We start from the raw sequence: 17,563 nt of genomic DNA on the forward strand, positions 1-17,563 counted from the left end.
CGTGCTTCTAGAGCGCCTTCACAGAGATGGCTTCACCCGCCATCTTTTTCCGCATCGTCCGTTTGGTACGGTCAATGACTTCTCCGGCTAACTGACCGCAGGCCGCATCGATGTCGTCGCCACGGGTTTTACGGACGATAGTGGTAAAACCATAGTCCATCAGCACTTTGGAGAAGCGGTCAATGCGGCTGTTAGAGCTACGACCATAAGGCGCGCCCGGGAAGGGGTTCCAGGGAATCAGGTTGATCTTACACGGTGTTTCTTTCAGTAATGCGGCAAGCTCATGCGCATCATCTGTGCTGTCGTTGACGTGATCCAGCAGCACATACTCAATCGTTACGCGCCCCTGATTGGCGTTGGATTTGCCAATGTAGCGTTTTACCGCCGCCAGGAAGGTTTCGATATTGTACTTTTTGTTAATCGGCACGATATCGTCACGCAGTTTGTCGTTAGGCGCATGCAGGGAGATCGCCAGCGCGACATCGATCATATCACCCAGTTTATCCAGGGCCGGTACCACACCCGAGGTGGAGAGGGTCACACGACGCTTCGACAGACCAAAGCCGAAGTCATCCAGCATGATTTCCATCGCCGGCACCACGTTGTTGAGGTTAAGCAGCGGCTCACCCATGCCCATCATCACAACGTTGGTGATAGGACGCTGACCGGTGATTTTGGCTGCGCCGACAATCTTCGCCGCACGCCACACCTGACCAATAATTTCTGACACCCGCAGGTTACGGTTAAAGCCCTGCTGTGCGGTCGAACAGAATTTGCACTCCAGTGCACATCCTACCTGGGAAGAGACACAGAGCGTGGCGCGGTCCCCTTCCGGGATATACACCGTTTCCACCAGCTGATCGCCCACGCGAATCGCCCATTTAATGGTGCCGTCGGTGGAACGCATCTCTTCCGCCACTTCAGGCGCACGGATTTCTGTCAGTTCCATCAGCCGGTTACGCAGCTTTTTGTTGATATCGGTCATCTGCTCGAAATCATCGCAGCAGTAGTGATAGATCCACTTCATGACCTGGTCAGCGCGGAACGGCTTTTCGCCCAGCGACTGAAAGAATTCGCGCATCTGCTGACGGTTAAGATCAAGCAGGTTAATTTTCTGGCTTTTCGGGGAAACGACAATAGGGGATGTGGACGCAGGCGTCACAATCTGTTCGGACATAATATTCTCTGGCCTCGTTGTTACACGTTATGGCGCTGTTCAGGGATAGGTGAAAAAATTGCGCCTTCATTAAGCGGAGTCAATGAAGGCGCAATATTGTACAACATCTGCGGCCTGATAACAGGCGGGAGTCACCTCCCCCAGGCAGATTTTTGTAAAGCCGCTGTAACGTTTATCGCCAGGCGATTAACGGGTACGTGGGCAGATTTCGTTTTCGCCGAAGAAGTAGGCGATTTCGCGTGCCGCTGATTCAGCAGAATCTGAACCGTGGGTCGCGTTCTCGGTGAAGCTGTCAGCGTAGTCAGCACGCAGTGTACCAGCCAGTGCGTTTGCCGGGTTAGTAGCCCCCATCAGGTCGCGGTGACGCTGAACGGCATTTTCACCTTCCAGTACGGAAACAACAACCGGACCAGAGGTCATGAATTCAACCAGGCCATCGAAGAATGGCTTGCCCTGGTGCTCAGCGTAAAAGCCTTCAGCCTGCTCTTTGCTCAGCTGCAGCATTTTTGCGCCAACGATTTTGAAGCCTGCGCTTTCAAAACGGTTGTAGATAGCACCGATCACGTTTTTAGCGACGGCGTTTGGCTTGATGATAGAAAAAGTACGTTCGATTGCCATGATGACCTCTGTCTTGACGTTCTGAAGAAACCGGTGGCATCCGCCCCGGTTAAGAAACGGCGCCGATTATAGGGGCTGAGTCCGGCGTTGCCTATCAGAGATCCCTAATTTGATGAAAATTCTTGATCTGAGTCGAAGCAGACGCACCAAAGTTATGATTTAGCGCAAAAAATCGGCAATCAAGGCGAAAAATGACCGGGCCAATTCCTCTCTTTCATCCATGACGCCATGCGGATACTCACCAGACTGAGCGCCCGGCAGCGACAGGCGGGTTGCGGCCTCCTGAGTCACCAGCGGTTCGCTATTCAGACATCACCCGCGACGTGTGCCCTGCCCGTCCTGCACCGCCACCGGTCGGGTCAGCGAACCACAGCCCGGCAGCGGCCTGACGATCTGCCGTTCTGAAAGATCGCTGGTCGTCAGCGGCTTGCTGACCTGAGTGGCCGCGTGCGCCTCAGCCGCCTGGAGCGGCTGAACGGGAAACAGGGATACTGCCAGCAGCCGGACAATATGTTTAGCCGCCGTCGGTTAATGCGTTTTCAAGGGTATTACCTTTACCGGGACGCAGAGTGTGTCTGGGAATGACGCAGGGAAATTTCATCTCAGGAGACGCATTTAATCAACGTGTCTCTTGAGATGGGGCGCACATTCCCTGACACTGGCAGGACAGATTGCTGAGATGAGGTTGTTATGACGACTCCCCTGTTTGTGTCCGCCGACTGGTTGCATGAGCACTATAATGATGAAGAGCTTCAGGTGATGGATGCCCGACTGCTGCCGCCAGGTATGGAGGCAGTGCGGGATGTTCAGGCTGAATATCTGGCGGCGCATCTGCCGGATGCGCCCTACTTCGATATTGAAGCGCTTTCCGATCACACCAGCCCCTATCCGCACATGCTGCCACGCGCCGAGGCTTTTGCCGTCGCAATGCGCGAGCTGGGCATCAGCAGCGACAAACACCTGATTGTTTATGACGAGGGAAATCTCTTTTCCGCTCCGCGCGCCTGGTGGATGCTGCACACCTTTGGTGTGTCCCGGGTGTCAATTCTGGCAGGGGGACTGCAGGGCTGGAAAGCGGCCGGTTATGCGCTGGCAACCGGCCCGGTGAATCTGCCAGAAAGTGAATTTAGGGCGCATGCGGATGACAGCCGTGTGAAACGCCTGACGGATGTGCTGCTGATCAGCCATGAAGGCGGCGCACAGATTATTGATGCACGTGCTGCTAACCGCTTCAACGCAGAAGTGGATGAGCCGCGTCCCGGCCTGCATCGCGGACATATTCCCAACAGCCTGAACGTGCCGTGGAATACGCTGGTTGAGCAGGGCAAACTGAAGCCAGATGACGAACTGCGCCGACTGTTTGCCGACGCGGGGGTGGATATCAGCCGCCCGGTGGTCGCCAGCTGCGGCTCGGGCGTCACGGCGGTGGTGCTGATTCTGGCGCTGACCGCGCTGGGCGTACGGGATGCCACGCTGTATGACGGTTCCTGGGGTGAATGGGGTAGTCGCGACGACTTACCGATCGCAAAATAAAAGAGGCGGCCCCTGAGCCGCCTCTTTTTTTTACCTGTCAGATAATCCGTTCGCTGCCCTTAAAGTCACGCAGGAAACTGCCCCAGCGACGTTCATAAAAGGGTGTAATGTGGGCGGTGAAGAAGTGGCTGATGCCACGATCCTCTGCCGTCACCTCACAGATATCGATCGGCGCATCATCCGGCAGCGTGTCGGTTGCTACGCTGCCCGCCGCCTGAATAATCGCGTCAATGTTGCTGTCCGCTTCGATCCCGATCAACAGATTAGGCGCCTCGTCGGCCTGCTCACGAAGGGAGGCAATAAACGCACGACGCACCTGCTTGTGCTTGCTGAACAGCTGCGTCAGCGAATCGATCATCTGCGCGGGGGGTTCCGCCACTTCAGAAAGCAGCAGCGAAGTGCCCCCCTCCAGCACGGTTTGCTGGGTCAGCGCACTGCCCTCTTCCGCCAGAAGATGTGCAATCTCGGACGCGGTAAACTCCTTGCCGGAAGGGAGTCTGGGATTGAGAAACAGCGTTTCGCCGCGCGTCATCCCGAACAGCGTCCGCACCGGCAGACGCAGCCAGGCCTGTTCACCCTTGACCGCTTCGCTCATCGCCTCTTCCGAGGTGAAAAAAGGAATGACGCTGCTGCCATCCTCCTTTTCCCAGTGCTGCAGATCAACGGGCGTGCTGGCATCAAACTGCTGCAGGGTGCTTTCGCCCGGTACCCAGACATCCGATTCCAGCAGCAGTTGAAAAAATTCGGGCCGATGGGCGGGCTCGGTCGCCGCCAGCTTCAGCACCTCTTCAAGACGGTTCATACTTCCCCTCTGAACAGCGGTGACCCCGGCCACCGCTGAGTTCGGCTTATTTCAGTAACAGATTGGCAATCGTGCGCACGCCCAGACCGGTTGCACCCGCCGCCCATTGATCGACCGCGCCTTTACGATAGGTCGCAGAGCAGTCGATATGCAGCCAGCCCTGCTGATAGTTGCTGACGAAATAGGAGAGGAAGGCCGCCGCACTGCTGGCACCCGCCGCATGAGAGGGGCTGGCAATGTTATTAAGATCGGCGAAATTAGACGGCAGATGGCTGCGATGGAACTCGGCCAGCGGCAGACGCCAGAAGGGTTCGTTCTCACTTACCGCACTGCCCATCAGCGACTGCGCCATCACCTCATCAAAGGTAAACAGCGCGTGGTAGTCGTTGCCCAGCGCGGTTTTGGCGGCACCGGTCAGCGTGGCGGCGTCGATAATCATCGTCGGATTCTGTTCGCTGGCGTCGATCAACCCATCGGCCAGTACCAGACGCCCCTCCGCGTCGGTGTTCATCACTTCCACCGATTTACCGTTGCGATAACGAATGATATCACCCAGCTTAAAGGCATTGCTGCTGACCATGTTGTCAGCACAGCAGAGATAGAGTTTTACGCGCTTGTTAAGGCCGCGTGAAATCGCCATCGCCAGCGCGCCGGTGACCGTTGCCGCGCCGCCCATATCCGATTTCATCGAATCCATGAAGCTGCTCTGCTTCAGACTATAGCCGCCCGTGTCAAAAGTGATGCCTTTACCGACCAGACAGGCGTAGACCGGGGCGTTGTCGTCGCCGGTCGGGTTATAGTCGAGCGCCAGGAAGACCGGCGGACGATTTGAACCGCGGCCAACGGTATGCAGACCCATATAGCCCTGCTCACGCAGATCCTCGCCCTTGGTGATGCGGTAGCTGACCGCGCTGCCGCCCACGTCGCTGATCAGGTCGATGGCGTTGTGTGCCAGCTGCTCCGGCCCCAGATCTTCTGCTGGCAGGTTAATGACATTGCGCACCCAGTCGACGATTTTCAGGCGACGCTCAAACTCGGCCTGCTCGTGCTCACCCAGCTCAGGCCATTCAACCTGACGCTGGCCTTTCGGGCCACGGAAGCCCTGCCAGAATGCCCAGCACTGCTCAAGGTGCCAGCCTTCGCCGATCAGCGCCACGTGGCGGATCCCCTGGCTGTCGATTTTATGCGCCGCACGCTGGATGGTATTCAGCGCGTCGGTGCCGGTCAGGTGCAGCGTCATGCCGCTGTCGTTGCTGCTGAGAATCGCTTTTTCGCCCCAGCGCGCATCGGCGGGCTGGCTGCTAAGCGTAATGTTCATCGGTTGTGTGGTCATCAAAAAGCTCCATAGTCGTTATCTGTTTCATCCAGCCTGATTGTTATAACGGCTTTAATAAGATGTTAATGTAACTCGCAGAGACCTGATAACAGATTCCGTCAGCGGTTGCCAGCAAAGTGCATTGCAGGATGCCGTTTCCGGATTATGACCGGGTATCAGGATTTCATGGCAGCGCGCAGGCGGGTCACCGATTTCTGCACCAGGGCAATAGCGTAGTCAATCTCGTCTTCTGTGGTGAAGCGACCCAGCGAGAAGCGCAGCGAACTGTGCGCCAGCTCCTCATCCAGCCCCATCGCCCGCAGGACATAGGAAGGCTCCAGGCTGGCCGACGTACAGGCAGAGCCGGAAGAGAGCGCCAGATCTTTCAGCGCCATAATCAGGGATTCCCCCTCAACGTCAGCAAAACTGAGGTTGAGAATGTTCGGCGCGCCCTGCCGGAGACTGCCATTGAGAGAAACGCCGGGCAGCGCGCTGATTCCTTCCCATAAACGCAGGCGCAGATCCTGCAGTCGCGCCATTTCGGTTTCACGCTCTTCGGCGGCGATGCGAAAGGCTTCCCCCATTCCGACAATCTGATGCACCGGCAGCGTACCGGAACGCATACCGCGTTCGTGACCGCCGCCATGGATCTGGGCCGCAATCTGCACGCGCGGTTTACGCCGCACGTAGAGCGCACCAATCCCTTTCGGGCCGTAGAGTTTGTGGGCTGAGAAGGACATCAGGTCGACAGGCAGCACACTCAGGTCGATCGGCAGTTTGCCAACGCTCTGGGTCGCATCCACATGAAACAGAACTCCCCGTTCGCGGCAGAGTTCACCAAAGGCGGCAATATCCTGAATCACGCCGGTTTCATTATTCACCTGCATCAGGGAAACAAGAATGGTGTCATCCCGCAGCGCCGCACGCAGCTGGTCGGGCGTGATAATGCCGTCTGAAGCCGGTGTCAGCCAGGTAACCGTAAAGCCTTCGCGCTCAAGCTGCTGGCAGCTGTCGAGCACTGCTTTATGTTCTGTCCGGCTGGTGATGATATGTCTGCCGCGCGTCTGATGGGCATGGGCCGCCCCTTTGATCGCAAGGTTATCCGATTCGGTGGCGCCAGATGTAAAGACAATTTCGCGCGGATCGGCGTTGACCAGGTCGGCGATCTGATTGCGGGCGACATCCACCGCCTCTTCAGACTGCCAGCCAAAACGGTGCGATCGCGAGGCCGGATTACCAAACGTGCCATCCAGCGTCAGAAACTGCATCATTTTGCTGGCCACACGCGGATCGGCCGGCGTGGTGGCGGCATAATCCAGGTAAATCGGTAATTTCATTGCGCTACAGCTCCGTATTAAAAATCATACGTCTTTATAGCAGATTCGGCCCTGACCGCGTTAGCAGTTAGGGCCGGAATAGCGGGGATCAGGAGGCGCGCTGGTTGATGTTAATTTCCTGAGCGCGCGGGCTCTGGAAGCGGCGATTATCAATCGCATTCTGCCGGTCAGCCACATCCAGAATCTCCTGATTATTCACCAGCTCAGCCAGCGTAATGTTATTCAGGAAATCGCTGATGCGCACGCTCAGGTCACGCCACAGGACGTGGGTCAGGCAACGTTCGCCGCCCTGGCAACCCTCTTTGCCCTGACATTTCGTGGCATCGACGGACTCATCCACGGCGGTGATCACTTCTCCGACAGAGATGGTGTCAGACGCTTTACCCAGCAGATAACCGCCGCCCGGACCACGGACGCTGGAAACCAGATCGTTTTTACGCAGCCGCGAGAATAACTGCTCCAGATAGGAGAGCGAAATGCCCTGACGTTCAGAAATATCAGCCAGCGGAACGGGGCCTTCATGAGAATGAAGGGCAACGTCCAGCATGGCAGTAACGGCATAACGTCCTTTGGATGTCAGTCTCATAGCATACGACCTCAATAGCGTCCGGTTATCGGAGGATTAGCAACAGATGCGATGAAGTCTGACATTCCTGAGTAAATTGGTCAACTATTTAACCTGGTAAATCAGTCAGGTATTTAACCAGGTAATTTACTCAACTATTATCTGCTTATTTTTTATCGCTTTTCGGCTTTTCAAACGACGACAGCATCCCGCGCAGGATATTCAGTTCGTCGCGTTCCGGACGCGCACGGGTGTAGAGACGACGCAGTTTGCTCATCACCTGGCCTGGCGTCGCTTCACGGATAAAGCCGCTGCTCAGCATCATCTGCTCCATGTGCTGATAGAAGCGTTCGAGGTCATCGACCAGCGGATACGGCGATTCGTCATACGTCGGCTGCGGTGTCGCCTGCGCCTGCGACTGCAGCCAGGCCATGCGTACTTCATAGGCAATAATCTGCACCGCCATCGCCAGGTTCAGCGAACTGTATTCCGGGTTAGCCTGAATCGCGACGTGATAGTGGCATTTTTGCAACTCTTCGTTGGTCAGGCCGACACGTTCGCGACCAAAGACCAGCGCAACCGGTGCCTGCTGGCCCTCTTCCACACTTTTCACGCCACATTCGCGTCCATCCAGCATCGGCCAGGGCAGCGAACGGGAACGGGCGCTGGTGCCCACGACCAGGCTGCAACCTGCAATCGCCTCATCCAGGGAGTCGACAATTTTAGCGTCGCCGATCACATCGCTGGCACCGGCCGCCAGGGAGATCGCCTGGGAATCAGGCTTGACCAGCGGATTCACCAGATAGAGGTTGGTTAACCCCATGGTTTTCATGGCGCGCGCCACAGAGCCCATGTTACCGGTATGGGAAGTTTCGACCAGCACGATACGGATATTTTGCAACATGATTAGGGATACTCAGAAACAGGTCAGTAAAATCAGTGGAGAGAATCCTAACATAAAGCAGGACATTTACCGAACACACTGCTATACTCCGCGCCGTTTTCCCCGTTCTTTAACATCCAGCGAGAGATACCGATGCATCCAATGCTCAACATTGCCGTGCGCGCAGCGCGTAAGGCCGGAAATTTAATTGCCAAATATTATGAAACCCCGGACGCCGTCGAAGCCAGCCAGAAAGGCAGCAACGACTTCGTAACCAATGTTGACCGCGAAGCAGAACGCCTGATTATCGAAATTATTCGTAAATCCTATCCAAAACACACCATCATCACCGAAGAAAGCGGTGAACTGGCGGGTGAAGATCAGGACGTTCAATGGGTTATCGATCCGCTGGATGGCACCTCCAACTTTATTAAACGTTTACCTCACTTTGCCGTCTCTATCGCTGTGCGCATCAAAGGCCGTACTGAAGTTGCGGTGGTTTACGATCCTATGCGTAATGAACTCTTCACCTCTTCCCGTGGACAGGGTGCACAGCTGAACGGCTATCGTCTGCGCGGCAGCATTGCCCGCGATCTGGACGGCACCGTTCTGGCGACCGGTTTCCCATTCAAAATGAAGCAGCATGCGCCTGCTTACATGAACATCCTCACTAAGCTCTTTACCCAGTGTGCTGATTTCCGCCGCACCGGTTCTGCTGCGCTGGATCTGGCTTATGTGGCCGCCGGTCGTGTAGATGGCTACTTTGAAATTGGCCTGAAGCCGTGGGATTTTGCCGCGGGCGAACTGCTGGTTCGTGAAGCAGGCGGTCTGGTCACCGACTTCACCGGAAACCACGGCTACCTGCTGTCAGGTAACCTGGTTGCAGGCAACCCGCGCGTCGTGAAAGCGATGCTGTCAGGCATGCGCGATGAGCTGAGCGAAGCGTTAAAACGCTAAGTTGCAGAACAAAAAAGGCGGCCTGCTGGCCGCCTTTTTTATTGCCTGTTAAGAACGATTAACGACGTTCGTGTGACAGCACCTGGCGAGGCTGAGTACGACGACCCACCATTCCCATCACGCCAGCCAGCACCGCTTCGATAATCAACAGAATCAGGGCATACCAGCTTGCTTTAGCTGTTGCGGCAGCCGCTTTCTCACCGGCTTCGCGCGCTTTCTGTTCTGCCTGCTGTTTCAGTTCCTGATATTTCTGCATAGCCTGCTGATAGTTCTGCTCGGCTTTGGCAACGATCTGGTCAACTTCCTCATCACTTTTGCCGGTACGGGCTTTGATAATATTTTTCAGTGCATCACGGTCAGCAGCCTGCAGCGTATCTGAATGACGATCCATCACACCTTTTAACCAGTTAGTCAGATCAGTATCAGCTGTCTCAGGATGATTCGCGGTATTACTTGCCTGGTTTTCAGCGTTCTGCGCTTCATTATTCGCGTCCTGCTTCAGGTTCTCTGGCTGTAATTCCGGCTTACCGGTCTGACGTAAAGTCGTTTCCAGTTCATTCTGCAGGCTGTCCAGATTAATATTATTTTCCTGCAGCTTCTCTTTCGCCATTTGCGTCACGGATGGCGCGGCGGCGGAAATACCACTGCCCAGCGCCTGGAAACCGGAACCGAGAATATTCATGGCCCCGCCTAATACACTGGTCGCCAGCGCAATGGCCAGGTAAATAGTGAAAATTGTGCTAACACCAAACATCAGTAAGCCGTGCATTGCGCCTTCACGCTGAGCCAGTCGGCCTGCAACATAGCTCCCTGCCGCCATCGCGACCAGCATTTCAATGGCTGTCCAGACCAGTGCGCCCGTGCCGATGCCGTCAAGGGGATTCTGTTCTTTCATCGGATCAATGGTGGTGGCACCAATAGCCGTCCCCAGTAGCGTCAGGATGACATGAACGATTAACGCACAAATAACACCGGCGAACACAGCGCTCCAGGAAATACGCTTTAACGGTAATCCAGCGGGCCCGGTCGCCAGGGTTTCGGTGTAGCCATTATTAAAACGGGTATCAGCCATGAAATAGACTCCTCACAATAAACAGAAAGCAGATCTGAACTTTTATCATCCTGACGGCGGAATGCCGTTTTGGTATTAACAGCGTAGACAGGGAATAGTTTTTTCTCCACTAAAGCGAATAGAGAAAAATTAACGAAGTGAATTTAAAGATAATTAACAGAGGACCTGAGACAGCGGGAATTTAATTCCCGCTGCGTTTTTTGCTAGAAAGGACGAATGCCACCGGCAGGCGCCAGCTGGGCGGCCTGCCATAATGCCAGCCCGGCGACGATTAAAATCAGGCTGCCGCTCAGCGTCAGCAGCGGCATCACTAAACGGGACTTCCCGGTGTCTCCGCGTGACCGGGCCAGCCGCTGTGCCACCGTACGCGCCTGCTGAACCAGCAGGCCAATAGCCGAAATCGTCAGCGCCGTGCCCAGCGCCATCACCGCAGCGGAAATAACGCCCCAGAAATAGACGCCGATTACTTTGGCAAACAGCAGCATCATAATCGCGCCGGAACAGGGCCGCAGCCCCATCGACACCACCACCAGCAGCTGAGTTTTCATGCTGATACTCCCGCTCATCTGCTGCGGTGTCGGCAGGTGTGCATGCCCGCATCCGCACCGATCGCTGTGCTGATGGTGAGGGGAATGCGGCGTCAGCGGCTGGAACGCGCGAAACTGCGGTGCCACTGGCGGACGCAACGCCCGCCACAGCGCACGCAGTGCCCGATATCCCATCACCATTCCCAGCCCCATCACCAGCAGATAACTGCCCTTCTCCAGCCAGAAACTGCTGAGATGCAGCTGACGTGACGACGTTTTCAGTAATACCAGCATTACCGTCACCAGCGCGATCGCCACCGAGCCCTGCAGCAGGGAAGCGAGCAGCGTGAGCCTGATACTGGTTTTCACGCGGGTCGGATGGGTTGCCAGAAAGGTGGTGATCACCACTTTGCCGTGGCCCGGCCCCAGCGCGTGCAGCACGCCATAGAGCAGGCTGAAGACCACCAGCGAAAGGCCTGCCTGATGAGGCTGTTCCGCCACCTGCTGTAACAGCCAGGTCATCTGCTGGTGCAGATTTTTCTGCCACAGCACGCTCTGCAGCATTATCTGCGGCCAGCAGAGCCAGGTCAGCCCCGCAACGCTGATAAACAGGACCGCCAGCAGCCAGAGCGGCCAGCGCCGGGCAGTCCGGATCGACGGAGAAATTACTGACATGTCAGCACCACCGTCTGCGCAAACTGGCGACCCAGATCGCGCTCTTTAGCCGGCGCATCCGCTTTATCCAGTGACAGCGCATACTGCTTCAGCGCATCGTCAGGCTTTGGCGTGTTAAGGGTAAACCGGCAGCGCGTCTGCAGTGCTGGCGGCAGCGTCAGCGCGCCCGGATTGTCATAGAACATATCGACAAAATAGGTGGGGTCGAAGGTCAGGATCTCAAAGCGCTGACCGGTCAGCGTCGGCGGTTCCGCCAGCGGCAGGATGAACTCCAGTACCGCCTTATGGCCGCTGCGCGACAGGTTGTATTCCGTTGGCAGATTCAAAAACTTTACCCGCTGTTGGTTGTGCCAGATTTCCGAAAAGTAGTGCTGCCCCAGCACGTTGGCCATCACCTCCGCTGCCAGCTTTTTCCACACCACGCTGCCAGGTTTCGCCTCACCCGCGTCATACAGCAGGTCGGCAGAGGTAATCTCATCCATGGTCCAGATCATCTTCAGGCCGGTAAAGGTGTCATCCTTCGCCACCAGCTCGGTTTTCATGTCGATGAAGCTGTGTGGATGGGCCAGCAGAGCCGGACTCATGGTCATCAGCAAAAGAAAAAGCGCACGTTTCATAATGTTATAAAGTAACGTTTCCGATGAAAAGGATCTACAGGTAACTAAATTTTGTGACCGGCCTTAAACCTCAGGTAAATAAACCGCACAAACCGCGCAACTGCTGACGGGGGTGACTATTCTTAGCTGAAAATAGCCTGCTGGAAATCTGATTGATGAGTTCTGCTCCCCCTTTGGCACCACTCTTCACCCGTTCACAGCGTCAGTGCCATCTTTTGTTGCTGTTATTTCTGCCAACACCCGCGCTTACACTTGAAAAAGTCTGCCAGCTGAATGGTGTCGATCCTGCTGTTGCCCGACAGGATATCGCGGATGTGGGCCTTGAGATACAGCGATATCACCAGCTGGAGTTGCACCAGATGGTCGATGGCAGCTTTCGCCTCCATGGTACAGAGTTGGATCGCCGCCTTTGTCTGCTGCACAACCTGCGACGCAGTCTGCGTCTGTCGCCGGATTTCGTCTGCGAGCAGTTTGCCGCGCCCTTGCGTCAGCGTCTGAAAGTCATGAAAATTGAAAAAGCGCTGTGGGATGAGATCAATCTGCAGGCGCTGATCCAGCACTGCAGCCTGCGCATGAAGCGTGATTTCAGCGATCGCGATCGGCTGTTTTTGCAGATCTATATGAAGTATGGCCTGTGTGAGCGTCAGCCGGTGCTGTTCAGTGAAACTCAGCGCGCGTGGCTGCAGCATAAAGCGGAACGGCAGGCGGCGGAGGATGTGATCCATCACTGGCGCAAACGCTGTCATCCTGCCCCGCCCGTCAGTGAGGCGGACTTCTGGACGCTGCTGTTCAGCCAGATCCATACGCCTGGCGTGGAGACGGCCACCCATCCTGCGGAAGAGCAGCTTATGCAGGCGATCCAGCAGCTGATCGATGATTTTGAGCAGTGTGCCGGAATTACTTTCGCCGATCGCGACGAGTTACTGCGCCAGCTCTACCCTCACCTGACCCAGGCACTGGACCGCACGCATTTCAGTATCGGTATCGATAATAGTGTGGCCCTGGATGTCAGCCGCCTCTATCCCCGCCTGTTGCGCACCACACAGCAGGCGCTGCAGCGGTTTGAGCAGCACTATCAGGTGACCTTTTCTCAGGAAGAGGTGAGTTTAGTTACCATTATTTTTGGTGCCTGGCTGATGCAGGGCAGCGCTTTGCAGGAGAAGCAGGTGCTGTTGCTGACCGGTGACGATGCTGAGCTGGAACAGGATGTTGAGCAGCAGATCCGGGAAATTACCCTGCTGCCCGTCAATATTACGTATCAGGACGTAAAACTGTTTCAGCGTGAGGGTGCGCCGCGGGATGTAGACATTATCATTTCGCCTTACCCAACCTCACTGCCGCTGTTCTCGCCACCGTTGGTGCATGCTGAACTGCCGCTGACATTACACCATCAGCAGCGTATTCGTTATTTACTGGAGTCGTAGCCCGGACGCAGAAACAGCGCAGGCAGTGCCACCAGCGCCATCACCCAGAAAAGATGCCCCTGCAGATGGGCGAACAGCACCCCGCAGATCATGGTCATGATTGCAATCCCACCCCCCATCGCCAGCGCCGAATAGAGTGACTGTAGCCGGATGACTTCCGCGCCCTGGCGTGTCGCGATAAAGCGCATCGCCGCCAGATGACAGACGGTAAAGCTGCCGCAGTGAAGGATCTGCGCCACAATCAGCAGCGGCAGCGCGGTGCTGGCCCCCATGAGGCTCCAGCGGATCAGCGCACAAATGCCTGAAAGCAGCAGCAGATCGCGCGCACTCCAGCGGCGGAACAGGCGGTTGCTCAGGGCGAAAATGATAATTTCCGCTACCACGCCCAGCGACCAGAGATAGCCCACCATTGAGGCAGAATAGCCGCTCTCCTGCCACCAGATCGCACTGAAGCCATAATAGGCAGCATGCGCGCCCTGCAGCAGCGTCACGCAGAGCATGAATCGCCAGACCGCCTTTTCCCGCAGCAGGTCCCGCCAGACCGCCCAGCCGCCGCCTGCGGCGCTCTGTCGTTCGCTGCCGTGCGGCTGAGTCGCGGGATTCAGCATCATGCCACCCAGCATGGCGATGACGCCTATGGACAGCAGCAGCAGGATCGCCTGAGAGGAGTAAGCGCTGACCAGCACGCCGGTTAACGCCGAACTGACCACAAAGGCCAGGGAACCCCATAGTCTGACCGGCCCATAAGCCAGGCCAATCTGCTGCGTCCAGGTGGCGGCCAGCGCATCGCTGAGCGGCACCAGCGGCGAAAAGAAGAGATTAAAACCGATCATTACGCTGAGCAGCCACATCCACTGCTCCCCTGCCCAGAAACCGGCGGCAAACAGGCAGGTCATCAGCGCCAGCAGACGCAGTGCGGTGATCAGCCGGTCGGGATTACGGACCTGAGAGGCGATCAGCAGGCTGCCGACAAAACGCGCCACCATACCGCAGCCCAGCAGCAGGCCAATCTTTTCCGCATCCAGACCGGTGCCTTTCAGCCACACGCCCCAGAAGGGCAGATAGATGCCGTAACAGAAGAAGTAAGTGAAGTAGCCCAGTCCGAGCCATCTGGCAGACGCGATTGCCATATTCCCTCCAGCAGGTGTGCCGCATGGCAGCATAAGTGGGCGCTACTCTGGCAGAGCGCTGCGGGACAGGCAATAAAAAAGGATGGCAGAAGCCATCCTTTTGATGCTGTTTCACAACAGGTTAGCGATTATGCGTAAACCGGCAGACGGCTGCAGATATCCAGCACTTTCTGTTTGGTACGCTCAATGGTCGCTTCGTCATTGATGTTGTCCAGCACGTCGGCGATCCAGCCCGCCAGCTCGCGCACGTCGGCTTCTTTGAAGCCACGACGGGTCACTGCAGGGGTACCGATACGAATACCGGAGGTGACAAACGGGCTTTTCGGATCGTTTGGCACGCTGTTTTTGTTCACGGTAATGTTGGCACGGCCCAGTGCCGCATCCGCCTCTTTGCCGGTCAGGTTTTTGCTTACCAGATCAATCAGGAACAGATGGTTGTGCGTTCCGCCAGACACGATGTCGTAGCCGCGCGCAATCAGCACCTCAACCATCGCTTTGGCATTTTTTGCCACCTGCTGCTGGTAGGTTTTGAATTCCGGCTCCATTGCCTCTTTAAAGGCAACCGCTTTACCGGCGATAACGTGCATCAGAGGGCCACCCTGACCGCCAGGGAAAACTGCCGAGTTCAGTTTCTTGTAAAAATCTTCGTCGCCGTTTTTCGCCAGGATGATGCCGCCACGCGGACCCGCCAGGGTTTTGTGCGTGGTAGAGGTAACGATATGCGCATGTGGGATCGGGCTCGGGTAGACCTCAGCAGCCACCAGACCCGCAACGTGTGCCATATCGACAAACAGCCATGCACCGACGCTGTCCGCGATCTCGCGCATTTTCGCCCAGTCGCAGACGCCGGAATAGGCCGAGAAGCCACCGACGATCATTTTTGGCTTATGAGTTTTCGCCAGTTCCGCCAGTTCGTCGTAGTCAATCTTACCGGCTTCATCAATACCGTAAGCCACGACGTTATAGAGTTTACCTGACAGGTTAACCGGTGAGCCATGGGTCAGGTGTCCGCCGTGCGCCAGGTTCATGCCAAGGATCGTATCGCCCGGCTGCAGCAGCGCGGTGTAAACCGCGAAGTTAGCCTGTGAACCGGAGTGTGGCTGCACGTTAGCATAATCGGCGCCAAACAGGGCTTTAGCGCGATCGATAGCCAGTTGCTCAACGATATCAACGTATTCACAACCGCCGTAGTAGCGTTTGCCTGGATAACCTTCAGCGTATTTGTTGGTGAGCTGAGAACCCTGTGCCTGCATAACACGCGGGCTGGTGTAGTTTTCAGAAGCAATCAGTTCAATGTGCTCTTCCTGACGCACTGTCTCCTGCTCCATTGCCTGCCATAACTCGGCATCGTAATCGGCAATGTTCATATCACGCTTTAACATCCGGATCTCCTGACTCAGCTAACTTTCTGACGGTATTTACCCCCTCTCAGGGGCGAAGGTCCACAGTGTAAACCGTTTTAACAGGTGAAGGTAGGGTGAACCGCCTCTTTTTACGCAAACGATTGGCTGGCAGATGGCATCGCTTTTTTACACTTTTTGTCTGTCCCATCCTGCGGCGTTTGCCTGCCGACGGAAACCATCATTTCTCATTATGCACATAAAAGTTGCCACTCCGATGATGGAAAAAACGAACGGCATATTTACAGGATGAGCAGAGCAGCCATAAGATGCATTTGAAATACATCTTTACCGTGAGGTTCATTCTTATGCTTGATGCACAGACTATCGCCACCGTTAAATCGACCCTGCCTGCCATTGCCGCCTGCGGCCCGGCGCTGACTGCACACTTCTATGACCGTATGCTGTCGCACCATCCCGAACTCAAAAATGTCTTTAACATGAACAACCAGCGCAATGGCGACCAGCGCGAAGCGCTGTTCAATGCGATCTGCGCCTATGGCGCTAACCTGGAGAATCTGGCCGCCCTGCTGCCGGCCGTGGAGAAAATCGCCCAGAAGCACACCAGCCTCAATATTCAGCCTGAACAGTACGCCATCGTTGGCGAAAACCTGCTGGCGACCATTCAAGAGCTGCTGAATCCGGGCGATGAGGTTCTGGCTGCATGGGGGCGGGCCTATAACGTGCTGGCGGATCTGTTTATCCGGCGGGAAGAGGAGATCTATCAGGCGACGGAACAGCAGAGCGGCGGCTGGCGCGGCACCCGGGCCTTTCGCATCAGCGCTATTGCGCCGCAGAGCGAGGCGATCAAGAGCTTTACCTTTTCACCGGTCGATGGAGGTCCGGTTGCCGCCTTTAAACCGGGTCAGTATCTGACAGTGCATCTGCAGCCCGCCAGCTTCGTCTATCATCAGATTCGTCAGTATTCGCTGACGCACCTCAGTAACGGCAAAGATTATCGTATCGCGGTAAAACGTGAGGCGCAGGGTACGGTCTCCGGCTGGCTGCATGAACACGGCAGAGTGGGCGATGTGCTGCAGCTGGCCGCCCCCCACGGCGACTTCTTCCTGGAAGTCGATCCTGTCACCCCGGTGGCGCTGATTTCTGCGGGCGTGGGACAGACGCCGATGCTGGCGATGCTGCATGCCCTGGCGGCCGCTCACCATCCGGCGCCTGTCAGCTGGCTGCACGCGGCAGAGAATGGCAGACAGCACGCCTTTACGGAAGAGGTGCGCGACACGGGCGCATTGCTCAGCGATTTCGCCAGCCGGGTCTGGTATCGCCATCCCATAGATGACGATGCCGGTCGCTATGACGCTCAGGGTGTAATGGATATCAGCCAGCTCTCTGCGCGGCTCGCCTCAGCCGACACCCATTTTTACCTTTGTGGCCCGCTGGCCTTTATGCAGCATGTGGTGGCACAGCTGCGGGATGCCGGTATAACAGAGACGCATATCCACTACGAACGCTTTGGCCCGCACAAAGGGATGTGATGGTCCCATAAAAAAAGCCCGCAGCGCGGGCTTTTTTG

16 protein-coding genes are annotated in these 17,563 nt (G+C 56.3%); 4 read left to right on the plus strand and 12 right to left on the minus strand.

Annotated features, from left to right (window positions below; translation table 11 throughout):
* Positions 1–7 precede the first annotated feature (7 nt).
* Together ACLHDD_RS10560 and ndk are read right to left on the minus strand one after the other, a co-directional pair.
* A complete protein-coding gene (locus ACLHDD_RS10560) occupies positions 8–1,177 on the minus strand; it encodes a bifunctional tRNA (adenosine(37)-C2)-methyltransferase TrmG/ribosomal RNA large subunit methyltransferase RlmN (protein ID WP_427104078.1) in 1,170 nt (389 codons plus the stop codon).
* 186 nt (positions 1,178–1,363) lie between these two features.
* Positions 1,364–1,795 carry a nucleoside-diphosphate kinase gene (gene ndk / locus ACLHDD_RS10565; RefSeq protein ID WP_003848684.1) on the minus strand — a complete coding sequence of 144 codons (432 nt, stop codon included), beginning with the start codon at positions 1,793–1,795 and terminating at the stop codon, positions 1,364–1,366.
* A gap of 690 nt (positions 1,796–2,485) precedes the next feature.
* On the opposite strand from ndk, the gene sseA reads away from it, so the two are divergent.
* Complete coding sequence (gene sseA / locus ACLHDD_RS10570) at positions 2,486–3,328, plus strand: 3-mercaptopyruvate sulfurtransferase (protein ID WP_427104079.1); 843 nt, start codon at positions 2,486–2,488, stop codon at positions 3,326–3,328.
* 37 nt (positions 3,329–3,365) lie between these two features.
* Here sseA and sseB read toward each other — a convergent pair whose 3' ends face one another.
* The 5 genes from sseB to trmJ all read right to left on the minus strand — a co-directional run bounded on the left by sseB (position 3,366) and on the right by trmJ (position 8,251).
* Positions 3,366–4,130 (minus strand): enhanced serine sensitivity protein SseB, encoded by a 765-nt coding sequence (sseB, locus tag ACLHDD_RS10575; RefSeq protein ID WP_427104080.1) that lies wholly within the window; start codon positions 4,128–4,130, stop codon positions 3,366–3,368.
* A gap of 46 nt (positions 4,131–4,176) precedes the next feature.
* Positions 4,177–5,463, minus strand: a complete 1,287-nt coding sequence (pepB, locus tag ACLHDD_RS10580; RefSeq protein ID WP_427104081.1) for an aminopeptidase PepB — start codon at positions 5,461–5,463, stop codon at positions 4,177–4,179.
* 158 nt (positions 5,464–5,621) lie between these two features.
* Positions 5,622–6,782: an IscS subfamily cysteine desulfurase gene (locus ACLHDD_RS10585; protein ID WP_427104082.1), complete on the minus strand. Its 1,161-nt coding sequence runs from the start codon at positions 6,780–6,782 to the stop codon at positions 5,622–5,624.
* 88 nt (positions 6,783–6,870) lie between these two features.
* Positions 6,871–7,368, minus strand: a complete 498-nt coding sequence (gene iscR / locus ACLHDD_RS10590; protein ID WP_313655445.1) for a Fe-S cluster assembly transcriptional regulator IscR — start codon at positions 7,366–7,368, stop codon at positions 6,871–6,873.
* A gap of 145 nt (positions 7,369–7,513) precedes the next feature.
* A complete protein-coding gene (gene trmJ / locus ACLHDD_RS10595) occupies positions 7,514–8,251 on the minus strand; it encodes a tRNA (cytosine(32)/uridine(32)-2'-O)-methyltransferase TrmJ (protein ID WP_427104083.1) in 738 nt (245 codons plus the stop codon).
* Between the two features lie 132 nt (positions 8,252–8,383).
* On the opposite strand from trmJ, the gene suhB reads away from it, so the two are divergent.
* Positions 8,384–9,187, plus strand: coding sequence for an inositol-1-monophosphatase (suhB, locus tag ACLHDD_RS10600; protein ID WP_111139139.1), 804 nt, complete (start codon positions 8,384–8,386; stop codon positions 9,185–9,187).
* 58 nt (positions 9,188–9,245) lie between these two features.
* Here suhB and ACLHDD_RS10605 read toward each other — a convergent pair whose 3' ends face one another.
* From ACLHDD_RS10605 to ACLHDD_RS10615, 3 genes are all read right to left on the minus strand, one after another.
* Positions 9,246–10,259 carry a hypothetical protein gene (locus tag ACLHDD_RS10605; protein WP_427104084.1) on the minus strand — a complete coding sequence of 338 codons (1,014 nt, stop codon included), beginning with the start codon at positions 10,257–10,259 and terminating at the stop codon, positions 9,246–9,248.
* Between the two features lie 203 nt (positions 10,260–10,462).
* Positions 10,463–11,461, minus strand: a complete 999-nt coding sequence (locus ACLHDD_RS10610) for a nickel/cobalt transporter (protein WP_427104085.1) — start codon at positions 11,459–11,461, stop codon at positions 10,463–10,465.
* Positions 11,452–12,078 (minus strand): DUF1007 family protein, encoded by a 627-nt coding sequence (locus ACLHDD_RS10615; protein ID WP_427104086.1) that lies wholly within the window; start codon positions 12,076–12,078, stop codon positions 11,452–11,454. The genes ACLHDD_RS10610 and ACLHDD_RS10615 overlap by 10 nt, the downstream gene beginning before the upstream one ends.
* Before the next feature lie 155 nt (positions 12,079–12,233).
* Here ACLHDD_RS10615 and csiE point away from each other — a divergent pair, with 155 nt between their 5' ends.
* The gene (gene csiE, locus ACLHDD_RS10620) at positions 12,234–13,502 is read left to right on the plus strand and encodes a stationary phase inducible protein CsiE (protein ID WP_427104087.1); all 1,269 of its coding nucleotides are present in this window, start codon (positions 12,234–12,236) and stop codon (positions 13,500–13,502) included.
* Here the strand turns inward: csiE and ACLHDD_RS10625 are convergent.
* The gene (locus ACLHDD_RS10625; RefSeq protein ID WP_427104088.1) at positions 13,484–14,632 is read right to left on the minus strand and encodes a 3-phenylpropionate MFS transporter; all 1,149 of its coding nucleotides are present in this window, start codon (positions 14,630–14,632) and stop codon (positions 13,484–13,486) included. The genes csiE and ACLHDD_RS10625 overlap by 19 nt on opposite strands.
* A gap of 128 nt (positions 14,633–14,760) precedes the next feature.
* Positions 14,761–16,014 carry a serine hydroxymethyltransferase gene (glyA, locus tag ACLHDD_RS10630; RefSeq protein ID WP_128084409.1) on the minus strand — a complete coding sequence of 418 codons (1,254 nt, stop codon included), beginning with the start codon at positions 16,012–16,014 and terminating at the stop codon, positions 14,761–14,763.
* Between the two features lie 326 nt (positions 16,015–16,340).
* On the opposite strand from glyA, the gene hmpA reads away from it, so the two are divergent.
* Complete coding sequence (gene hmpA, locus ACLHDD_RS10635) at positions 16,341–17,525, plus strand: NO-inducible flavohemoprotein (protein WP_427104089.1); 1,185 nt, start codon at positions 16,341–16,343, stop codon at positions 17,523–17,525.
* Positions 17,526–17,563 lie beyond the last annotated feature (38 nt).

The sequence above is a fragment of the Pantoea sp. NSTU24 genome, assembly GCF_050157905.1.
Taxonomy (GTDB): Bacteria; Pseudomonadota; Gammaproteobacteria; order Enterobacterales; family Enterobacteriaceae; genus Pantoea.